The following is a 19,472-nucleotide window of genomic DNA, read 5'->3' on the forward strand; positions in this document are numbered from 1 at the left end:
GCCTCTTAATAAGGGATTTCTTCGTCAGTTTTTGAAATAGGTTTGCCTTCCAAGCAGAGAAGCATTTGGATTTGATCTTCTAACAAGCTTGATTTCACTTGGGCATCAGCAAGAATTTTTTCTTGCTCATTGCGTAGAAAATCAATTTCAGCGTGAACGAGATCAGTTTGAGTTGGCTCTTTAAAAGGAACATCAACAGTGTGTTCTGCAATAACGAAACCTAGCCCCGCATTGGGATCGGCTTTAAATGCGTAGGCGTTATATTGATAAGAACCATCGAACTGTTTTTGAGCGTGAATATAGAGTGTGACGGTTAGGCTTTCAGGTTGTGCTTTCATAGCAACTCCTTTAAAATAACGGTGATCAGTGATTTATCATTGGTCTTGCCTCTTCTAGCGTTTGGTCGCGCTAGTAGAATTCTCGGTTAGCTTTGGTCGGCGACCCGAGGTAAAGGAACCCACTTCGGTGGGTTTTTTTACGTCTGTAACTTATTGCTCGTCTTTCCGAGCCGTCAGGTCTTGCCTTATAGCTTTGGTCTGAAATATTCCCTAGTGCTGAATAAGAAGGTCTGAACACTTACCTAAACACTTGCTGTGTTGTTTTTGTTGTTAGTAAATCTACAAGTTAAAATTGAATATTGTAAGTATATTTTACAAATAATTCTTGTAATTATGTGTGTGAAAAATTACAAGAGCTATTAAGCTCCTGTAATTTAATTTGAATTTTATGAAAGGATTTTAAGCGTAACGCTTGTATGTTCTAGATTGACTGAGGAGGACTTTACCAAAAATGAAGAATTGGTCTTCATCTTCTTTACCAATATCCCAATCTCGGTAATTGGGATTATCAGAGATAACGGTTAATTTATTCTTTATCATTTGAAGTCTTTTAATGTGCAATGTTTGACCAAAAATGAAAACGTAAATGCCATCACCATCAAAATAATCTATGTGAACATCTATGAAAACTTGGTCTCCTGGTTCAATAGTATTTTGCATACTATCACCAACCACAGTGATCATTTTTATATTAGCACTAGGTCTGTTGCCAAATAAACGGAGTGCTTCATCAGATGTATATTCAATAGCTCTAATTGTTTCAATAAATTCACTTTTATTAATAATGCCAGGGCCTGCGCTTGCTTCTATATCAAGTAGTTCAACAAGATAAGAATCACTCTTACGGACAACTGGCTTATTCATTACTTCAGTTGAAACATCACTCATAAAAAACCAATGTTCTGGATATCCTGAGATACTAGACAATGCTGTTAAATTATTACCCCTGGGTGCTGTTTTACCGCTCACCCAAAATTGCACTGATTGAGGGCTAACACCGAGCCTACGAGCTAATTCTGATTGAGACCAGTTTCGCTCGGTTAGTATTTGGCTAATACGTGTAGCTGATACTTCATTCGGATTCTTTTTCATAAAATTATATTACAAGCTTTCCTTGTAGGGATCACTTCAAGAAAAACTTGATATTATTGCGTGTTTGATTGTAAGATTAACTTGTAATCCAAAAAGGAGAAAACAATGACACCTTGTATAAAAAACAAAATTATTAATTTAGCGAGCCAATCAGAGATTGCTCGTCGATTAAATACGAAGCCTCAAACAGTGCATTTATGGTTCAAAAATGGCGTTCCTGCTCCAAAGGTTTTAAGCCTGTGTGAATGCTTAAATTGGCAAGTGACACCTCATGAGGTTGCGCCAGAAATTTATCCTAATCAGTTTGATGGGCTCCCTAAATCATCATCAGTATTACAGGTATCAAATTAAAAAACTGATTATGCATAATCAATTTTTCTAGCGACAGGAGACGCAAAAATGAATTTTGATATCAACATTATCAGAGCTGAAATTGAAGATTGGGCGGTAGAACAAGGGCAAGAACATGTTGCCATCGAGATTAGTCGAGCTTACTTACGATTAGTGATTAATCAAGAAAATGGTCGATTATATGCCATTGAGGATCAAACGGGTAAGGCAGATTGGAAAGCAATCAACAATAACCGGCAACAGATATTCCGCTGGTTAAGAGGTGATTCCCGTGCATCTCAAAGAAAGATTGCTGAGTTAATGCCAGCGATAGAAATGGCACTACCGGCTTCAAGGTTAGCTCGAGTACGTGGAGATACAAAAAACTATTTAGCAACCGTGGCCATTCAGCGTTTTGCTGATGCTATGACTGAAATCTTATTAGAAGGTCGTGACATGTCACACCAAATAAACAATGTAGTACGTGCATTAAATGAGATATCACGCCCGACCAGCGTGCATTAATTCAAGAGGCAAGACCAATGATTAGATCAACTGAAAAAATCACATACCGTAATGGGTTTATGCTGAATGATAAACCTGCCCATATTTCAGAAATTGAAGATATTTTTGAGAGTAGGCGTGTTATTGCGTTGTTAATTTGGGAGCAGTATGAGCGAGAAAAACAAAAATTACTGTCAAAAAATTTAACCCCTGAGCAGTACCAAAATGCTTGCCGTAATATAGCTAAAGCACTGGGGGTGTAACGTGAGAGCATCTGATTTGTTATTAGACTTTGGACGTCCAGTTGCTTATTTCCCTGGGCTAGTAAAACGTTTTGGCAGTGTAAATGCAGTAATATTTTTTAGCCAAATATTTTATTGGCAAGATAAAGCCGATTCTAAATTAGGTGTTTATAAAACATCAGAAGAAATTGAATCTGAGACGGGTTTAAGCTACCGAGAACAACTGACGGCTAGAAAGCATTTAGTTAGCAGAGGTATTCTGGTTGAGACTAATAAACGCTTAGAGCATAAAATTTATTATCTAATTGACTGCGAAAAATTAGATTATGTCATGTCACAACCTATTGAAAATGCACCAAATGCGCAAAGCGCAACTGGGGAAAGTCACAATAGTGATTTCGCGGAACAACAAAACGAACGACCGCGACAAGACAAAACTGACGGTGGCGATGAAACAAATCCGCAGTTCGATCCTACAGAGATTACTACATATATTACTACAGATATTACTGATGGTACGTCAGGAGAACCTGACGACAAAAAATCGTCATCAAAAATTAAATTGAATTATGAAAATATTATTAATTCATATCACGATATTTTGTCTGATATGCCTGCTATCAAAGTGATGACTGATGAGCGTAAACGGAAGCTAAGAAATTTCTGGATAAAATTTAAATTCAATCAAGAGCGCTGGGAGAATTATTTATCGTATATTGCCAGTAATTGTCGATGGATGATGGAGGATCGAGATAATGGGCGAGGGGGTACATGGCGACGTAAAAATTTAGATTATTTAATTACGGAACGTTGTTATGTTGCTGTCAAAGAGGAGCGTGCTAATGACAAATGATTATTTCACATCTCCATACAATCTTGAAGCAGAGCAGGCTGTACTAGGTGGCTTGATGATCAGCACTGACGAAGATAAGCGTCAGCATGTAATATCACTCGTTAAATCAGGATCATTTTATTCAAGATCTCACAGTCGAATTTTTACAGAGATAGTGAAGTTAATAAAATCTGATTATCCAACAGATATCATTACAGTTAGTGACTCTTTAACACGTAGCGGTGATTTAGAAAAAGTTGGGGGATTTGCCTACATAGCGGAGCTTTGTAGATTACCTTCAGTTGCTAACATTGTGAATTACGCTCGGATTGTACGAGACAATGCAATACAGCGTTACGCTATCAATAATCTGAATACTTGTGTAGAGATGCTAATGGCGAATGATGGTCTTGATATCAACAATAAACTATCAAATGTTCAGCAGGTTGTATCAAGCATTATCGAACATGCTAAAACAGGAAAGAGTAAAGGATTAAGACCTGCTCTAGATGTTGTTGGTGATTGGCTTGATGATGTTGATAGGCGCTTTAGTGATCCTAAAAATGCGGTGGGTTTTACTTTGGGTATAGAGTCTCTGGATGAGTTAATGGCTCCTAAGCAGGCATTGAGAGGATCATTAATTGTTGTTGGTGCAAGACCCAAAATGGGTAAAACCGCATTCTATAATCGTGTTGCAACTCACTTTGCATTAAACCACAAGTTACCTACTTTGCTTTTTAGCCTTGAAATGACAGACCGTGGGATCATTGAGCGAATGATCTCTCAAGAAGGCGATGTATCTGCAGATATTTTTTATACAGGTACACATGATGATATGGAAATGGCTAGGGCATTAGCTAGAGCAAAAGAGATTGCAGAATCGAATATGTATATCGATAGCACTCCTGGTATTGACCTTAACCATATCATTGCTGAATGTCGCAAGGTTAAACGAGCTAAAGGGCAAATAGGCTTAATAGCGATTGACTATCTGACTCTTATCAAAGCTGGGCAGGCTGAACGTCGTGATATTGCATATGGTGATATTACTACGGGGTTAAAAAATCTAGCAAAAGAAATGGATTGCGTTGTCCTGTTATTAACCCAACTTAACCGTAAATTGGAAGATAGAGCAGATAAACGACCAACACCCGCTGATAGCCGTGATACAGGGCAAATTGAGCAAGATTGTGATGTATGGATTGGTTTATATCGTGATGCTGTTTACAACGATAATGCTGATAAATCGCTAATGGAAATTCTTCTTAGATTGAACCGTGATGGAAATACTGGTACCGCTTATGCTCAGTTGGTGAATTCTTATATTAAAAATATTAGTAAAGAGGAAATTGATAGGTTGGAGTTTAAGAAGATAGAAAATAAAAGATATATAAAAAAAAGTATAATACAGGATTTGCAAAAATTTTGATTAATAATTTTTTATAAAAACAGCTTGATAATGTATAATTAAATCATTATCAAGCTGTAATTTATTTCTTTTGGAAATTAAGAAGCTCTTTTTTTAAATCTTCTTTTTTATCATTTATTGATATTGATAAATTCATATATTTTTCAGATATTTGTTCTTGGCTTTTATTTGCTAAAAAACCTAGTTCATCAGAAATTGATAATAATAGCTTAATTATTTTTTCATTTTCATTTATATCATTTTTTAAAAACCATCTTTTGATTGCTTCATTAGTTAGACCCAATAGTGGTTCTTTATTAGTAAAGAAAGAGTTTATAGATAAGATTATATCTCTTTGCATATTAATTCTATTTTTAAATTCGTACATTATTACTATCCTCTAAAAGGTTTAGAATTTTTTTCATCCATATATCAATAGATTCTATGCTAGATATGGCAAGTTCTATTTCGTTTTTATTGGGTATACATCCTTCACCTCTAGTACATAATATTCTAGATCTTTCCAGAACTCTATACGACTCTAGTTCTATTGTTAATTTATTTTTCGTTAATTTTAATGCTGAATCTCGAGAGAAATTAGGGATGCTCTGTGAAGATAGAGAGTAGCATATTGCAAAATTTCTAATAGCAAGAAATATATTAGATAGCTCAAATATTTCAGATTTATTTGTACGTTTTATCGTATTTACAGCTTCATGAAAGATTGCATAAAATTTCAAACAATCTGTTAAGACATTGTTATATTGATTGGGACAACCAAGATTTTTAATAAAGTTACTATTATCATATGAATATACTAACTTTGATTCTAAAAATAGGTGCCAAGCAAATGGATTACCGATATTCCAAAGCTGCTTTATTCTATCGGGAGAGTAGATTGAGTATTTTTTACTATCTAATTCATCAGACGATTTATCCGTAATAAGTAAAAGATCTATATCAGAATGACAATCTATTTCACCTCTACAAACTGAACCAAAAATATAAATAAACATATTATCTTCTACCTAATCTTTTTATGAGTATTGACATGAATAACCCAAACATAATAAATCTAAAAACAGAAAGAAATGTTAAGTAGCTATCTGAGTATTCTATTCTACCGGTTATGCCAAATAATAGTTTAGGAATTGTTTGAATGGCTTCAAAATAAGAGTAAATACATGAATTGGATGTAATATAGATAGATGAGTGATAAAAACCTACGAGAAAAACAAATAATGATACTGTTCGAATTAATTTTATAATAGATTCACCATTTCCCCAGATGAAATCTAATAACTTAAAGTTAAACCATTTAAAAAACATTTTTAATCGTTCAATGCCATTATACTTTGTTCGATAGTATTTATCTTTTGATTTCCAAGAATTTTTTAAATGTTGTTCAGTAGCTTCGAGCTCGATATTAATAGCTTTGTTAGCTGATTCTGTATCACCAAGTTGTTGATAATTGAGTCTTAAGGTTCTTGCGAAGGCTAATAGCAGATTTAGTTCACTGGGGCAGTTTCTGGTAAAAATATCATTGTCCACATTTGTTTTTTCAAATACGCTATATTTAAAATCACAGGTAGAAAAACTAGAACCAGATAAATTGCAATTTATAAATCGGCAACCTATAAATTTACAATCATCAAAACTACATTTTCTTAGATAAGCAATATCGAAAGTTGAATAACTAAAATCAACATTCTTGAAATGTATTTCTTTAGCAACTAACCTTTCAAAAGTGATATTTGTATAGGTTTTGTTACTTATTGTTTTTACAGAGAATTTTTTGTCACTTATTTTGGTTCTACCACTATCCTCAAGTTCACAACTAGTATTTTGATTCTTTTTTTGAAATAAGTTTTTTATCATATTGCGCATAATTTAAATTTAAGTAATTATATTTTTGAATATATTATGTTGTTTTTATGTTTTAAACAATACGATAATATTCGTTGCTTATTTATATGAAAAAAAATAAAATCCTTTCATTGGTCTGAACACCCAATCCTAAACATTTGCTGTGTCAACTGAGAGTCAAGTATGGCACAGCATAGCTTTATCAAAATGTCTAACGATACTCTTGTACCAGCTAACCCTGTTACGAGAGATTTTCTGCATTCAAAAATCAAGTGTGGTGATGTGCTTTCAGCGAATTTTAAGAAAGCTCGTAACCCTCGATTCCATCGTAAATACTTCGCATTACTCAACTTAGGCTATGAATATTGGGAGCCAGTTGGCGGTACCATTTCACCAGAAGAAAAAGAGCTTGTGCGTGGCTACATCAAATTCCTTTCATATTACACGGATAATGCTGACGCGCTGTTATCAGCATCCGATATCTATCTAGAAGAAGTTGCACAAAATCGTGCACAAAATATCTCAGCAACAAAATCATTTGATGCTTTTCGCTATTGGGTTGTAGAGCAAGCCGGTTATTACGATACGTTTGAAATGCCTGACGGCAGTTTACGTCGTGTCGCTAAATCAATCAGCTTTGCAAATATGGATGACCTAGCATTTAGCGAACTCTACAAAGCCACACTCGATGTGCTTTGGAATTTTATCCTTCGTAAGCAATTCCCTACTCAAAAAACTGTAGAAAATGCAGTATCTCAATTATTAAGTTTCACATAGAGGCAAGACCAATGATCAAATCAAAGACCAAAGAAGAAAGACAGTGGCTATCAGATGTAGCGGAACTGGGTTGTATTTGTTGTCGCAATATGGGGTTTGGAGCCAGTTTAGCGGAAATACATCATGTTAGAACAGGGCAGGGAATGGCGCAACGAGCTAGTCATACAGATGTTTTACCACTATGCCCACCTCATCATAGAGCAAGTTATGAAACCGGCTTTCACGCCTCGCCTAAAACATGGCAAGAAATTCATGGTACTGAAATTGAGTTATTAGAACAGACTAAGCAAGAAGTAATGGAGTTACGAGCATGTCGAGTATAAAGAGTATATCTGATGGGTTAAAGCTTGATGATGATCAGGTTGCATGGCTCCAGCCTTGGTTATCAAAATTTGGAGTATGGGTATATTCAGGGAGAATAGAAAAAAGGCAAAGTAGCATTATTGCTGAATTTATGGCGACAGTAGAAAAGCGTGATTACCCTGAGCGAGAAATGTGTAATGACGACGATGGTATGTTGATCGCTAAAGTGGTCGATAAAATTTATCACATAGACAGAATAGCGTTTACGCTCTTATTACTGCGTTATGCCTTTGGTAGCTCAGATCGCGCTATTGCTCGTTATTATCACCATATCGTGAAACCGCGCCAAATGATTAGACGCAATAGAACGGTAGAATATAGAAAACCTTCTATGTCTACATGCAGAAGAGAAATTGAGGACATCATTAGTTCAGCCGAATATTTAATTTACCCACATTTAAAAGATGCATTTAAAAAACGTGAAAAAGAGTGGAAAAGTAAAAATAATAGCAAGAACGTGTTGACTTCTTTGAGCCAATGATCCACTATTTAAGTATAAGTTGCCGTTTTTATACAGTGACCAACTAACCCAGCCTAAGCGCTGGGTTTTTTTGTATCTAAAACAGATAAGGCTTGCTGTTTCCTTTGTTCAGAGTTACATGTGTATTCACGACCAATAACTGACCAAAGGTATTAAAATATCATGTTAAAACATAGTGATATGACAGAAGAGGCAAGACTTGTTTTTGAAGTTGTTCCGCACACGATGGAAGTTACAGCTGGCGAAGTTGCACAATTTACTTATTTAACTGAGCCACGTTGTCAATTGATATTAACGCAGTTGGCGATGGCGGAGCTAATCAAAGAAAACATCAAAGAAAATACATTTCAAAATATCTAATACTGTGAAAATGGGCGACAGCGGGGATGCTACTAACATCCTCACTGTCATTTGCCCGTTCTGGTAGATCACGGACAAACTAAAGCCCACTGCTTATGTGCACAAAGCATGGTGAGCTTATCAAAAAAGGTTCTCCTGATCTATGAAAAATACTGTTAATTTAAACAGTGTAAGTTTAGTCAATGATGACTCACTCAGCTATATAAAAACACTTCCCGATAATTGTATTGATTTAATCGCAACTGACCCGCCTTACTTTCAGGTGAAGTCTTGTAGTTGGGATAATCAGTGGGAAAACGTAACATCATATTTATCTTGGCTTGATGAAATGCTTGCAGAATTTTGGCGGGTATTAAAGCCTAACGGTAGTCTTTATATATTTTGCGGTTCGAAACTAGCGTCAGATACTGAATTACTCGTCCGTGAAAGATTTAATATTTTAAGTCACATTGTATGGGCTAAACCATCAGGGCCTTGGCGCAGGGCATGTAAAGCCGATTTACGCAGTTTCTTTCCAAGCACTGAAAGAATTTTATTTGCTGAACATTATCAAAGCCCATACAAGGGCAAAAGTAGTGCTTATCTTCAGCAATGCAAGGCGCTTAAAGAAAACGTATTTAAGCCTTTAATTGAGTATTTTAAATCTGCACGTGAATCATTAGGAATAACAGCAAAAGAAATAAAACAGACAACAGGTAAGCATATGGCTTCACACTGGTTTAGTTATAGCCAATGGCAACTACCTAGTGAGTCTGATTACAAAAAACTGCAGGAGCTGTTTCAGCGTGTAGCAAGTGAAAAGTTTAGTAGTAATCCTTTAAATCGTGATCATGCTGATTTGATAGAGGTTCAGGCTTCTCTTAGTCGAGAATACCAGGAGCTTGCTGAACAATATCAATTATTACGTCGTCCTTTTTCTGTCACCGTTGATGTTCCTTATACCGATGTGTGGACGTATCCACCTGTGCAATATTACGCAGGTAAGCACCCTTGTGAAAAGCCAGCAGAAATGATGGAACACATTATTCGTTCAAGTAGTCGCGAAGGTGATCTAGTTGCTGATTTCTTTATGGGGTCGGGTGCAACACTAAAATCTGCATTAAAACTAAATCGTCGAGTTCTTGGGGTTGAACTTGAGAAAGAGCGATTTGAACAAACTACACTGGAAATAGAACGGTTTAGATTACGAAAGTAATTATGACTAATTCCGACTTTTATTAACTAATAAGCCCCAAGCTAAGGGGGAGGTATGAAGAAAATGCCATATAAAGACCCCAATAACTATAACTGGCTTGTGGGCATACTTATCAGCGTCATGACTTTGTTAGGCACTGCAGCTAGTTGTGCATATAAAGCGTTGAATGGGGAGCATATAAGTTGGGGTGTATTTTTCCTTCAAGTTATCGTCTCTATTTTTGCTGGCGCAATGGTGTACTTAGCGTCTAGCTATTATGAGTGGGTTCCAGAACTCGCTGGTGGTATTGCTGGTTTAGCCGGTTGGTCTGGAGCTGAGTTAATTAAAACACTAGAAAAACGGTTTTTAAGGAAGGTTAGCGGTGAGTAAATTTGTATTTAGTACACGTAGTGAAAAGAATATGCAGGGTGTTCATCCTGATTTAGTCAAAGTAACTCGACGAGCACTTGAATTAACCGATGTCGATTTTATGGTTATTGAAGGCAAGCGTAATGAAGCTCGTCAACGTCAGTTGGTCATTAATGGTAAAAGTCGAACAATGAATAGTCGGCATCTTACTGGCCATGCCGTGGATTGTGCACCTATTGTGAATGGCTCAATACCTTGGCAAGAATGGTCATACTTTAAAAAAGTGGCTGATGCGATGATCCAAGCTGGTAAAGAGTTTGGCATTGATGTTGAGTGGGGTGGTAATTGGGATTCATTCAAAGATGGCCCTCATTTTCAATTAACGTGGAAATCATATCCGGCGTAACGTCTATGAATATCACCAAATTACTCGCTGGTGGTTGTGTAGTATTGGCGTTCTGGCTCTGGTGGGTAATAGATGACTATGGAACGTTAAAAGCTAATCACAAATTACTTACTAGTTCGTTCAATGAGCAAGTCAATATCAATCAAGATTACCAAGCACGCATAAAATCCCTTCATGATCTCGATGTAAAACATACGCAGGAACTCGATAATGCTAGAACTGAAATTAGTCGGTTACGTGATCTTAGTGAGCGTCATCCTGAACGGGTGTACATCAAAGCCAACTGTCCAAAATCCGAAGGCGTTGCCACCTCCGGCGTGGATAATGCAACCACCGCCCGACCTACTGACACCGCTATCCGAAATTATTGGTTACTCAGAGAGCGAATTGCCCAGTCAGAGCAGATGATATTAGGGCTACAAGATTACATGAGAACGGAGTGTAAAGTTGATTATTAATTTATGATGTGCATTCAAAAATACTATCAGGCATTGAGATTAATGGTTGATAAATAGAAGCACCATATAACCATGTGATAAGTATTGAACCTATAGCAAAACATATATATATGAAAACTAGTTTTAAAGTGAATTTTTCATCTTTTTTGGGTTTTATCGGAAAGTGATTAGTAAAAACATCATTTATAAAGAAAAAAAACAGCATAGCGATAAAAATAGCACTTACATCATATGGGGTAACTAGTGGCTTAGGAAATTTACATGATGCCCTGATTGCTATAAGGAGAATTAAACCATTTACCACTGTATAAGCTGCTAAGTTTGATACTATGATACTAATTCTTTTACTAATTGATGGTACTTTATCAAAGAGTTTATTTAAATTTTCAGCATATCTATTTATTGATTCAATTATTTTACTAATCTTCATTAATACATTCCTTAAATTAACGTTTAGCAAGTCAATATAACTCATTACAAAGCTTATTTTAACGAATGGGCTTTTTAATAGGCTAAGGAGATAAACACAATGGCAAAACCGGATTGGGGGATGCTACAACAACAGTTCCTCGCCGAACATGCTATAACAGGAATATCCCCTAAAGAGTGGTGCGAACTAAAGGAACTAAACTACGCAACAGCCCGACGATATATCAAAATATCCAGTGCGCAGAATGCGCAAAAAACTGCGCACAAGAAATTGCGCACTGCGCAGAAAAAAGAATGCGCAAAAGAGCCAATGCGCAAGAGTGATATACCCGATGCGCAGAGTAATGAATCAAGTAATGCGCATGATGATGAAAACACGTTTAGTCTGCGCAATTACGAGCTAACTGAACAACAGATTAAATTTGTTAGTGAATACCTTATCGACTTAAATCGAACAGGAGCATATAAGCGAGCCGGTTATAAAGGCGAAGGAAATACAGCTTATGTAAATGCTACTCGCATGCTAAGAAATGCTAAGGTTTCACGAGCAATCACTGACGCATTAGCAGAACGGGAACGCAGAACAGAGATAACTCAAGATGCTGTATTAAAAATATGGTGGGATATCGCAACTGCAGACATTAACGAGTTGACCGAATACCGACGATTATGTTGTCGTCATTGCTGGGGCTTTGGTTTCAATTACCAGTGGCGTGATTCAATAGAGTTTGAAGATGCTACTAAAAAAGCGCTCACAGCCAATAAACCTCCTCCACAAGATGTGGGTGGCTACGGTTACGATGAAACATTAGATCCAAATCCTGATTGCCCTCGTTGTAATGGTGCCGGTATTGGTCGTGCGTACTTTCATGATACGCGTGATTTAACAGGGTCAGCTCGTCGAGTATTTGCTGGCGTGAAAGAAGGTAAGTTCGGTGTTGAGGTTATCATTCGTAATCAAGATGAAGCGCTTAAGATGGTTGCACAGCATTTAGGTATGCTGAAGAACAAGACGGAATTAACGGGTGCCGATGGTGGACCTATCAAAACAGAGATAGCTAACTTGTCACCTCAAGAAGCATCTGACGCATATAAGCAAATCATGGGGTAAATTGATAAAAATAGCGGTTTCATTGAAAAATTAGGCTATGCAAAATCACACCTATTTTATGCACGTTTTATTCATTCTAATTTGCACTCATTTCAATAGATAACTTAGATAAATAGCGCTTACACATAGAAAATACACTCAGTTGATTTTCGGTAGGGCGTGTAAGCACGATTATGTTAAATAGATATTGCATTAAAGAAATTTACTATGCCAATCCCATTCCCGTTTGATTTTAAAAATCCTGACTACCCGCAGGTATTTGAATGGCGAATGGAACGATTAACACGAATTCGCCAAAATCCAGAAGCTATACCAGCACTCAACGCTTATTACAAAGATAATCCAGCTCAATTTATTATTGATTGGGGAATGACGTATGACCCACGAAACCCTGAGAGAGGATTACCGTCATATATCCCATTTTTATTATTTCCTCGACAAGAGGAATGGATTGAATGGTTTATCGAACGATGGAAAGGGCAAGAGCCTGGTATTACAGAAAAGACGCGTGATATGGGTATGAGTTGGCTAACGGTCGGCTTATCTTGCACTGTATGTAATTTCAATCGTGGTATTAGTGTCGGCATAGGTAGTCGTAAAGAAGAGTATGTCGATAAAATCGGGGTACCTAAATCACTGTTAGAGAAAGCCCGTATCTTCATGTCTTATCTGCCGGCTGAATTTCGTTTTGGTTGGAATAGAAACAAAGACGCACCACACATGAGAATAAAATTTCCTCATACTGACTCAATCATATCGGGTGAGTGTGGTGATGGTATTGGGCGAGGGGATCGCGTAAGTTTTTATATTGTTGATGAGTCCGCTTTCCTCGAACGGCCATCTCTTATTGACGCTTCTTTATCAGCCACAACTAACTGCAGACAAGATATTTCAACGCCAAATGGAAATGCTAATAGCTTCGCTATCCGTAGGCATAGCGGAAAAATACCAGTATTTACATTCCACTGGAGAGAAGATCCAAGGAAAGACCAAGCATGGTACGACAAGCAGGTTGAAGTTTTAGATCCCGTTACAGTCGCTCAAGAAATAGATATAGATTACAACGCATCCGTTGAAGGGGTGATTATTCCTTCTGCATGGATACAGTCTGCAATAGACGCACATATCAAGTTGGGAATTGAACCAACAGGTAAGCGTCTTGGTGCTCTTGACGTAGCTGACGAAGGTATAGATAAAAATGCCTTTGTATCAGGTAAAGGAATATTGGTAGATGCTTGTGAAGAGTGGAGTGGGAAAGGTGCTGATATCTACCAAACCGTGGTTAAGGCAATCAATTTAGCCAGTGATTATGGTTGTAGTGAGGTTTTATATGATGCTGATGGTATTGGTGCCGGTTGTCGTGGTGATTCAAGACAAGTCAATGAAGAACGGAAGTTAGCTGGTTTAAATCCTGTTACCTTTTCTGCTTACAAAGGAAGTTCTGGTGTACTAAATCCGGATAAGGTTTTAATGAAAGATGCCAGCGGTAGAAATATTACGAATAAGGACTTTTTCCAAAACTTTAAATCTCAATCTTGGTGGCATTTGCGGACATTGTTTTTAAATACCCATAGAGCGGTTAATGGTATGAAATATGATCCTGATGAGATTATTTCGTTATCTTCAAAAATGTCATCTTTATCGAGATTAACTTCCGAACTCTGCCAGCCAACGTACACAAAAAACTCAGCAGGTAAAATCGTCGTTGATAAAAAACCTAACGGTGCTAAGTCTCCCAACTGCGCTGATGGCTTAGTCATTCTTAAATCTCCTGAGAAAAGAAGCGGTAGTTTCTTCACAACTAAGAGGTAATTCTATGTGGTGGCCGTTTAAGAGGCGAAAAACAGAACCACTCGCACCGGTTAAACGGTCAGCATTCACAACTGACTTATATCCTGCGCTGGCGCGAGAGCGAGGCTTTGATGGGATTAATTTACCGCAACCCACAATTGCAGGTATTGCGATGGATAGCATTGATAGCTATGTGCCCTCATTTAAAGGTGAGCAGGTTTACGGTGTGCCAGAGTCACAGGCCTCATGGTATGCCTCACAAATGTTTATCGGCAACAATATGTGTGCGGTTATCGCTAAACACTGGCTGGTGGATAAAGCCTGTAATATGCCCGCGCGTGATGCGATACGTCAGGGTTACGATATTGATTGTGATAACGACGATGATCGTGCTATCAGTAAAAAGCTTCGCAAACGAGATAAAAAATACCGCATTACACATCAGCTTAAAGAACTTGTTCACTTTGGGCGTGTATACGGTGGTCGTTTAGCATTATTCGTTGTGGAGACATCAAACCCGAAAGAGTGGTATGAAAACCCGTTTAATATCGATGGTGTGACCAAAGGCATGTACAAGGGGATTAAACAGATTGATCCTCAATGGGTAACGGCTGATTTAACGGATGCCAATGTTCAAGATCCTGCTAGCATGGATTTCTACGAGCCAACCTATTATGTGATTGGTGGGCGTAAGTATCATAAGTCTCACTTTATTAAGTTTGTACCGTTTCCTGTGCCTAACGTGCTTAAGCCAATGTACAACTACTTTGGTGTTTCTGTTCCTGAGCGCATTTATGAGCGTGTCTATGCTTCAGAACGTACTGCCAATGAAGCGCCACAATTGGCAATGACTAAGCGTTTACTCACAATGGGGATCGCAGACCTTGAGTCGGCAGATAAGAGCATTATCAATGAAAACATGCTCTATTTTATGGAGATGCGCGATAACTACGGTGTGCAAATGACGGGCAGTGGTGACACAGTTCAACAGTTCGACACCTCATTAGCGGATTTAGACGCCACGATTATGACGCAATATCAGCTGGTGGCATCGGCGTCCAATGTACCGGCAACAAAGCTATTAGGCACTACACCGAAAGGCTTTAACTCAACGGGGGAATACGAAGAAGCCAATTACCGCGAAGAGCTTGAAAGTATCCAATCAAACGACCTTGAAGAGCTATTACAGCGCCATTACGACATGTTAATGCGTAGCGATGGTTTACCTGTGACAGAAATCTCTATCACATGGGCGCCACTTGATAGCCCAACGGCTGTTGAGAGTGCGGATATTGAACTGAAAGAAGCGCAGACCGATGTGGCACTGGCTTCGACTGGTGCGATAGATGGGTTAGATATCCGTAAAAAACTGGCCAGCAATAAAGCGTCTAGCTATTACGGCATTGAAGTGAACGAGGCAGATTATGTCGAGGCGAATACGAGTACGAACGAAGCGAGCACAATGGGCAACCTCTCGCCAAGCAGTAATGAAGGGGAAACCTCTGCAGTATTCAGTCGCCCCAGCTAGTCGTTATCAAGGTGACATGTCACGACTCATTAATGCAATGATTAAAGACTATGAAAAAGTGTTTAGCGAATTAAATGACGACTTTGAAGGTCTTACGATGGATGCCAGTTTTGCCAGTCAAACACGCATCTGGCTTAACCGGCTAAAACGCAAATGGGATAAGATTTTTAAACAAAAATCCACAGAGATTGCAGATAAATTCGTTTCCCAAGTCGATATAGGCGCAAAGCGTAATTTAGATGATTCTCTCAAACAGTTGTCAGGGGGGAGCACCATCAAAACCCCAGCCATGCCCGAAGCCCTGAAAGATAAAATTATTGCCTCTACAGCTGAAAACGTATCGTTAATTAAATCTATTCCACTGCAATTTCATCAACGTATTGAAAGTGTTGCATTACGTTCTATTAGCCAAGGTGGTGAGGGCGCAAAGACGCTATTAGAGGAAATTAGGGATACGGGTAGCGTTACAGAAAGTAGAGCAAACTTTATTGCTGTTGACCAAACACGAAAGATTACAACTGCATGTAATTACGCTCGTATGAAATCTGCGGGTATTCGTAAAGCAGTTTGGCATCATTCAAACGGTAGTGCAGAACCTAGGGAGCTACATCTTGAGTTAGATGGTAAGGAGTTTGATTTAGACAATCCTCCTATAATTAACAAAAAAACAGGAAGGAGAGGTTTGCCGGGTGAGGAGCCGGGTTGTAAGTGCTTCTGGACACCAGTAATAGATTTCGGTGAGGAAACATGACAAAGCGACAATATGATTTAAATGGCTGGCTAGAAGTGAAAGATAACCCCATCTCTAAAGTTGGGGTTTTTGATTATTTAGGGTTTGAAATTGGCGCACCGATACCCGAAAAAATTTACAAGGTGTATCGCCCACAAGAAGAATTGGCCAGCACAGAGACAATTAATTCTTTCAAATTAATGCCCTTTGTTGATGAGCATGAAATGTTAGGGAAAGACGGCACACCCGCAGAGACAAAGGGGATACAAGGGGTAATCGGGGAGCGAGTCTATTTTGAATATCCCTACCTCAGAGGCAATATCAAAATCCTGTCTAATTCAGCGCTTAACCAAATTGATGGAGGGAAAATTGAATTATCTCCGGGTTATCGCTGTGTTTACGATTTCACACCGGGCGAATTTAACGGTGAACGTTATGACGCCATACAACGGCATATTAGAGCCAACCATCTTGCGTTAGTTGATGAAGGGCGCACAGGCGCTGATGTTGCTGTGCAAGATCATTCCGTTATTACCATAGACACAAAGGAACTTATTCGCATGAACGAAGAAGATAACAAAGAGAAACAAACAGCTGATGAAGGTACCTTTACGCCCGAGCAATTGGAAGCGTTAAAAGCCATTATCAAAGAAGCAATCACCAGCGCTAAACCTGCGACAGATGATGATCTAGAAGATAAAGATAAGCCTTCAACTGATTCAGACCCTGACGAAGAGAAGAAAGCTGAAGATGCTGTGGAAAAGGCCGAAATCGCGACAGAAGAAGCAGAATCAGGTGAACCCGAGGCAGTTGAGAAAGCCGAGGTCGCTATTGAAACTGCAGTCGAAGCGATTGAAGAAGCCAAAGAGCATCTTGACCAAGCCACTACCGATGGCCTTCATCGTCGTTTAAAACGCCTAAACCGTAGCATTACCGCAATGGATGAAATGGCATCGCTAAAACGTAAAGTTAAGCGATTAGAGAAAGCAAAACCGGCAATGGATACGGGTGAGTTACTCAAACAAATTGGTGCGCGTGATTCGTTAGCGCATAAGTTAACGCCGTTCCTTGGTGTGTTTGACCATTCCGCCATGACTCAACAACAAGTCGCAGAATACGGTGTTGAGAAGCTGGGTATTCAATGCAGTAAAGGTACCGAAGCCATTGCTCTCGATGCTTGGATGCAAGGACGTGTTCCTGATTCTCAAAAGCAAAGTTCAACAATGGACTCTGCAGTGAGTAATAAATCAATTATGGATAAATGGGGAGCTAAATAATGGCAATTCCTAATTCAGTAGCAAATGGCTTAATTTCTGGTGTTGTCGGTGAAATTAGTCATGCAGGCCCTATTCGCGCTGTTTCAGCAATTCTTAGTTCAGTAGATGAAAAGCTGAATATTTTCGGTCGCGCTTATACCTACAAAGATGATTCGGTGGAGTCTGTTCAAGTTGGGGGTAAAGGGGCATTTGCGGGGATCATGATTAACCCTAAAGCCTATCGTATCGAAGAAGCATTCGCTCGTAACGGTACGCAAGGTGAATTCCTGACAATGGGGGAAGTTTTCGTTGAACTAAAAGAAGTGGCAGGAAAAATCAACGCACCGGTTGTTTTTGATGAAGTTGACGGCTCGCTATCTTCTAAAGCTACCATTAGTGCAGGTGATCGTGTCATTGGTTTTATCAGCCGACACCTTGAGTCAACAGAAAGTGCTCACTTGGGCATTATTCGTTTAACAGAAATCCCATATCCAGCATCTCCAAAGGAAGGTGAATAATGCCAGTCAGTAAAATTAAGTTTCACATGTCTGGCCGTGATGTCAAAAAACATGGCCAACTGAATATTAACCCTGTTCAGAAATGGACATACGGGGAATTAGCGCAAATCGGCTTTGGTGGTTTTTCTGCGATGGACTCCGCGATTAGCGGTGGTGCAATGCAAGGCGGTTTAATTCAACGCGAAATGTTGCAACACGTTTTACCCGGAGTCATTCGTACCGCAACGCGCGTTCGTGTGCTAGATGAAATCACCGGTATCGTCAATGCAGGTGAATGGCATGATGAAGAGATCATTCTGAATGTGGCGACACCAACCGGTAAAGCCGAACTTTATGGTGATCATACCAATGTGCCATTAGCGTCTTATGCGCAAGACCAAGAACGCCGTGGTCTTGTCCGTTTCGAATTAGGTTTCCAAGTGGGGAAATTAGAAGAAGCGCGCCAATCGTCTGCAGGCTTTGTTGCGATGGAAGAAAAGCGCAATTCAGTGACTGAATCATTAGAACAAGGCCGTGAGCGCGTGGGTTACTACGGGTTTAATAGCCCTGAAACGCGCGTCTTTGGTTTGATGAATGAGCCTAACTTGCCTGCCTATGAAACAGCAAAGGGTAAATGGAAAAGCGGAACATTTGCAGATATTACTGCTGATATTACCGATATGTTCTCGCGTATTGAAACGAGCTCTGGCGGTATTATCAAAGATGATACGCCAATCACCTTAACATTGCCGTTAGGCTTTCGTTCTGCACTGAATGTGGCTAATCCGGTGGCACGCGGTGAGACAGTCAAACAATGGATAAATGAAAACTATCCAAATATGCGTCTGGTTTTCTCTCCTGAATTTGTTGGCGCAAATGGTGGGGCTGATGTGGCCTATATGTTCGCAGATAGCATTGATGATGGTTCAACAGCAACCAGTGCGGTGATCTTGCAAGTCGTGCCTGTGAAATACCAGTTATTAGGTTCACTCAACCAAATTAAAGGGTATATGGAAGATGCAACCAATGCGACTGCGGGTGTGTTTGTGACTCGTCCGTGGGCGGTGACACGCTTAACTGGCATTTAATCTTACCACTTCTCTTTTTGCGCCCTCATTTGAGGGCTTTTT

The 19,472-nt window shown here is 38.9% G+C and carries 26 protein-coding genes; 20 read left to right on the forward strand and 6 right to left on the reverse strand.

The features are described 5' to 3' along the window. Nucleotides 1-5: 5 nt before the first annotated feature. Nucleotides 6-338, reverse strand: coding sequence for a hypothetical protein (locus tag ABN236_RS01770; protein ID WP_094941250.1), 333 nt, complete (start codon nt 336-338; stop codon nt 6-8). 399 nt (nt 339-737) lie between these two features. Next, nucleotides 738-1,430, reverse strand: a complete 693-nt coding sequence (locus ABN236_RS01775; protein WP_109372818.1) for a S24 family peptidase — start codon at nt 1,428-1,430, stop codon at nt 738-740. A 105-nt stretch (nt 1,431-1,535) separates the two neighbouring features. Between ABN236_RS01775 and ABN236_RS01780 the strand changes: the two genes are divergently transcribed. Genes ABN236_RS01780 through ABN236_RS01800 form a run of 5 tightly spaced genes read left to right on the forward strand, consistent with a single transcriptional unit; the run spans nt 1,536 to nt 4,767 of the window. Further along, complete coding sequence (locus ABN236_RS01780; protein ID WP_196729259.1) at nt 1,536-1,781, forward strand: transcriptional regulator; 246 nt, start codon at nt 1,536-1,538, stop codon at nt 1,779-1,781. 48 nt (nt 1,782-1,829) lie between these two features. Next, nucleotides 1,830-2,285 (forward strand): toxin YdaT family protein, encoded by a 456-nt coding sequence (locus tag ABN236_RS01785; RefSeq protein WP_103004847.1) that lies wholly within the window; start codon nt 1,830-1,832, stop codon nt 2,283-2,285. 17 nt (nt 2,286-2,302) lie between these two features. Next, the gene (locus tag ABN236_RS01790; RefSeq protein WP_349473240.1) at nt 2,303-2,527 is read left to right on the forward strand and encodes a hypothetical protein; all 225 of its coding nucleotides are present in this window, start codon (nt 2,303-2,305) and stop codon (nt 2,525-2,527) included. 1 nt (nt 2,528) lies between these two features. Continuing rightward, the gene (locus ABN236_RS01795) at nt 2,529-3,359 is read left to right on the forward strand and encodes a replication protein (protein WP_337226082.1); all 831 of its coding nucleotides are present in this window, start codon (nt 2,529-2,531) and stop codon (nt 3,357-3,359) included. Further along, on the forward strand, nt 3,349-4,767 hold the full coding sequence (locus tag ABN236_RS01800; RefSeq protein ID WP_349473241.1) for a replicative DNA helicase: 1,419 nt from the start codon (nt 3,349-3,351) through the stop codon (nt 4,765-4,767). The genes ABN236_RS01795 and ABN236_RS01800 overlap by 11 nt, the downstream gene beginning before the upstream one ends. Before the next feature lie 61 nt (nt 4,768-4,828). Here the strand turns inward: ABN236_RS01800 and ABN236_RS01805 are convergent, their stop codons facing one another. Genes ABN236_RS01805 through ABN236_RS01815 form a run of 3 tightly spaced genes read right to left on the reverse strand, consistent with a single transcriptional unit; the run spans nt 4,829 to nt 6,624 of the window. After that, complete coding sequence (locus tag ABN236_RS01805; RefSeq protein WP_311747055.1) at nt 4,829-5,134, reverse strand: hypothetical protein; 306 nt, start codon at nt 5,132-5,134, stop codon at nt 4,829-4,831. Then, on the reverse strand, nt 5,121-5,762 hold the full coding sequence (locus ABN236_RS01810) for a nucleotidyltransferase domain-containing protein (protein ID WP_311747056.1): 642 nt from the start codon (nt 5,760-5,762) through the stop codon (nt 5,121-5,123). Before ABN236_RS01810 ends, ABN236_RS01805 begins: the two co-directional genes overlap by 14 nt. A gap of 1 nt (nt 5,763) precedes the next feature. Further along, nucleotides 5,764-6,624, reverse strand: a complete 861-nt coding sequence (locus ABN236_RS01815) for a pentapeptide repeat-containing protein (protein ID WP_349473242.1) — start codon at nt 6,622-6,624, stop codon at nt 5,764-5,766. Nucleotides 6,625-6,795: 171 nt separating this feature from the next. Here ABN236_RS01815 and ABN236_RS01820 point away from each other — a divergent pair, with 171 nt between their 5' ends. The 8 genes from ABN236_RS01820 (at nt 6,796) to ABN236_RS01855 (ending at nt 11,000) form a co-directional block, all read left to right on the forward strand. Continuing rightward, nucleotides 6,796-7,389 carry a DUF1367 family protein gene (locus ABN236_RS01820; protein ID WP_247850948.1) on the forward strand — a complete coding sequence of 198 codons (594 nt, stop codon included), beginning with the start codon at nt 6,796-6,798 and terminating at the stop codon, nt 7,387-7,389. 11 nt (nt 7,390-7,400) lie between these two features. Continuing rightward, complete coding sequence (locus ABN236_RS01825) at nt 7,401-7,712, forward strand: Ref family recombination enhancement nuclease (protein WP_349473243.1); 312 nt, start codon at nt 7,401-7,403, stop codon at nt 7,710-7,712. Beyond that, a complete protein-coding gene (locus ABN236_RS01830; RefSeq protein ID WP_349473244.1) occupies nt 7,700-8,233 on the forward strand; it encodes an antiterminator Q family protein in 534 nt (177 codons plus the stop codon). The genes ABN236_RS01825 and ABN236_RS01830 overlap by 13 nt, the downstream gene beginning before the upstream one ends. Before the next feature lie 162 nt (nt 8,234-8,395). After that, nucleotides 8,396-8,593, forward strand: coding sequence for a TrmB family transcriptional regulator (locus ABN236_RS01835; RefSeq protein ID WP_349473245.1), 198 nt, complete (start codon nt 8,396-8,398; stop codon nt 8,591-8,593). Nucleotides 8,594-8,735: 142 nt separating this feature from the next. Then, on the forward strand, nt 8,736-9,788 hold the full coding sequence (locus ABN236_RS01840) for a DNA-methyltransferase (RefSeq protein ID WP_349473246.1): 1,053 nt from the start codon (nt 8,736-8,738) through the stop codon (nt 9,786-9,788). Nucleotides 9,789-9,851: 63 nt separating this feature from the next. Next, nucleotides 9,852-10,157 carry a phage holin family protein gene (locus ABN236_RS01845; RefSeq protein ID WP_036908815.1) on the forward strand — a complete coding sequence of 102 codons (306 nt, stop codon included), beginning with the start codon at nt 9,852-9,854 and terminating at the stop codon, nt 10,155-10,157. Continuing rightward, nucleotides 10,150-10,542, forward strand: coding sequence for a M15 family metallopeptidase (locus ABN236_RS01850; RefSeq protein WP_502929604.1), 393 nt, complete (start codon nt 10,150-10,152; stop codon nt 10,540-10,542). Before ABN236_RS01845 ends, ABN236_RS01850 begins: the two co-directional genes overlap by 8 nt. A 5-nt stretch (nt 10,543-10,547) precedes the next feature. After that, nucleotides 10,548-11,000, forward strand: coding sequence for a lysis protein (locus ABN236_RS01855; RefSeq protein WP_349473247.1), 453 nt, complete (start codon nt 10,548-10,550; stop codon nt 10,998-11,000). Between the two features lies 1 nt (nt 11,001). Here the strand turns inward: ABN236_RS01855 and ABN236_RS01860 are convergent, their stop codons facing one another. After that, nucleotides 11,002-11,430, reverse strand: a complete 429-nt coding sequence (locus ABN236_RS01860) for a hypothetical protein (RefSeq protein ID WP_349473248.1) — start codon at nt 11,428-11,430, stop codon at nt 11,002-11,004. 99 nt (nt 11,431-11,529) lie between these two features. Here ABN236_RS01860 and ABN236_RS01865 point away from each other — a divergent pair, with 99 nt between their 5' ends. The 7 genes from ABN236_RS01865 (at nt 11,530) to ABN236_RS01895 (ending at nt 19,430) form a co-directional block, all read left to right on the forward strand. Further along, on the forward strand, nt 11,530-12,540 hold the full coding sequence (locus ABN236_RS01865; protein ID WP_349473249.1) for a terminase small subunit: 1,011 nt from the start codon (nt 11,530-11,532) through the stop codon (nt 12,538-12,540). 207 nt (nt 12,541-12,747) lie between these two features. Next, nucleotides 12,748-14,352, forward strand: a complete 1,605-nt coding sequence (locus ABN236_RS01870) for a terminase large subunit (RefSeq protein ID WP_074924317.1) — start codon at nt 12,748-12,750, stop codon at nt 14,350-14,352. Nucleotides 14,353-14,356: 4 nt separating this feature from the next. Further along, nucleotides 14,357-15,859 (forward strand): phage portal protein, encoded by a 1,503-nt coding sequence (locus ABN236_RS01875; RefSeq protein WP_196722171.1) that lies wholly within the window; start codon nt 14,357-14,359, stop codon nt 15,857-15,859. Between the two features lie 16 nt (nt 15,860-15,875). Then, nucleotides 15,876-16,610, forward strand: coding sequence for a phage head morphogenesis protein (locus ABN236_RS01880; protein WP_349473250.1), 735 nt, complete (start codon nt 15,876-15,878; stop codon nt 16,608-16,610). Continuing rightward, nucleotides 16,607-17,866, forward strand: a complete 1,260-nt coding sequence (locus ABN236_RS01885) for a DUF2213 domain-containing protein (protein ID WP_349473251.1) — start codon at nt 16,607-16,609, stop codon at nt 17,864-17,866. The genes ABN236_RS01880 and ABN236_RS01885 overlap by 4 nt, the downstream gene beginning before the upstream one ends. Beyond that, entirely contained in the window at nt 17,866-18,363 is a 498-nt protein-coding gene (locus ABN236_RS01890) for a structural cement protein Gp24 (protein ID WP_349473252.1), read from the forward strand. The genes ABN236_RS01885 and ABN236_RS01890 overlap by 1 nt, the downstream gene beginning before the upstream one ends. After that, nucleotides 18,363-19,430, forward strand: a complete 1,068-nt coding sequence (locus ABN236_RS01895) for a major capsid family protein (protein ID WP_349473253.1) — start codon at nt 18,363-18,365, stop codon at nt 19,428-19,430. Before ABN236_RS01890 ends, ABN236_RS01895 begins: the two co-directional genes overlap by 1 nt. Nucleotides 19,431-19,472 lie beyond the last annotated feature (42 nt).

The organism is Proteus sp. fly-1013, assembly GCF_040140245.1.
Taxonomy (GTDB): Bacteria; Pseudomonadota; Gammaproteobacteria; order Enterobacterales; family Enterobacteriaceae; genus Proteus; species Proteus mirabilis_B.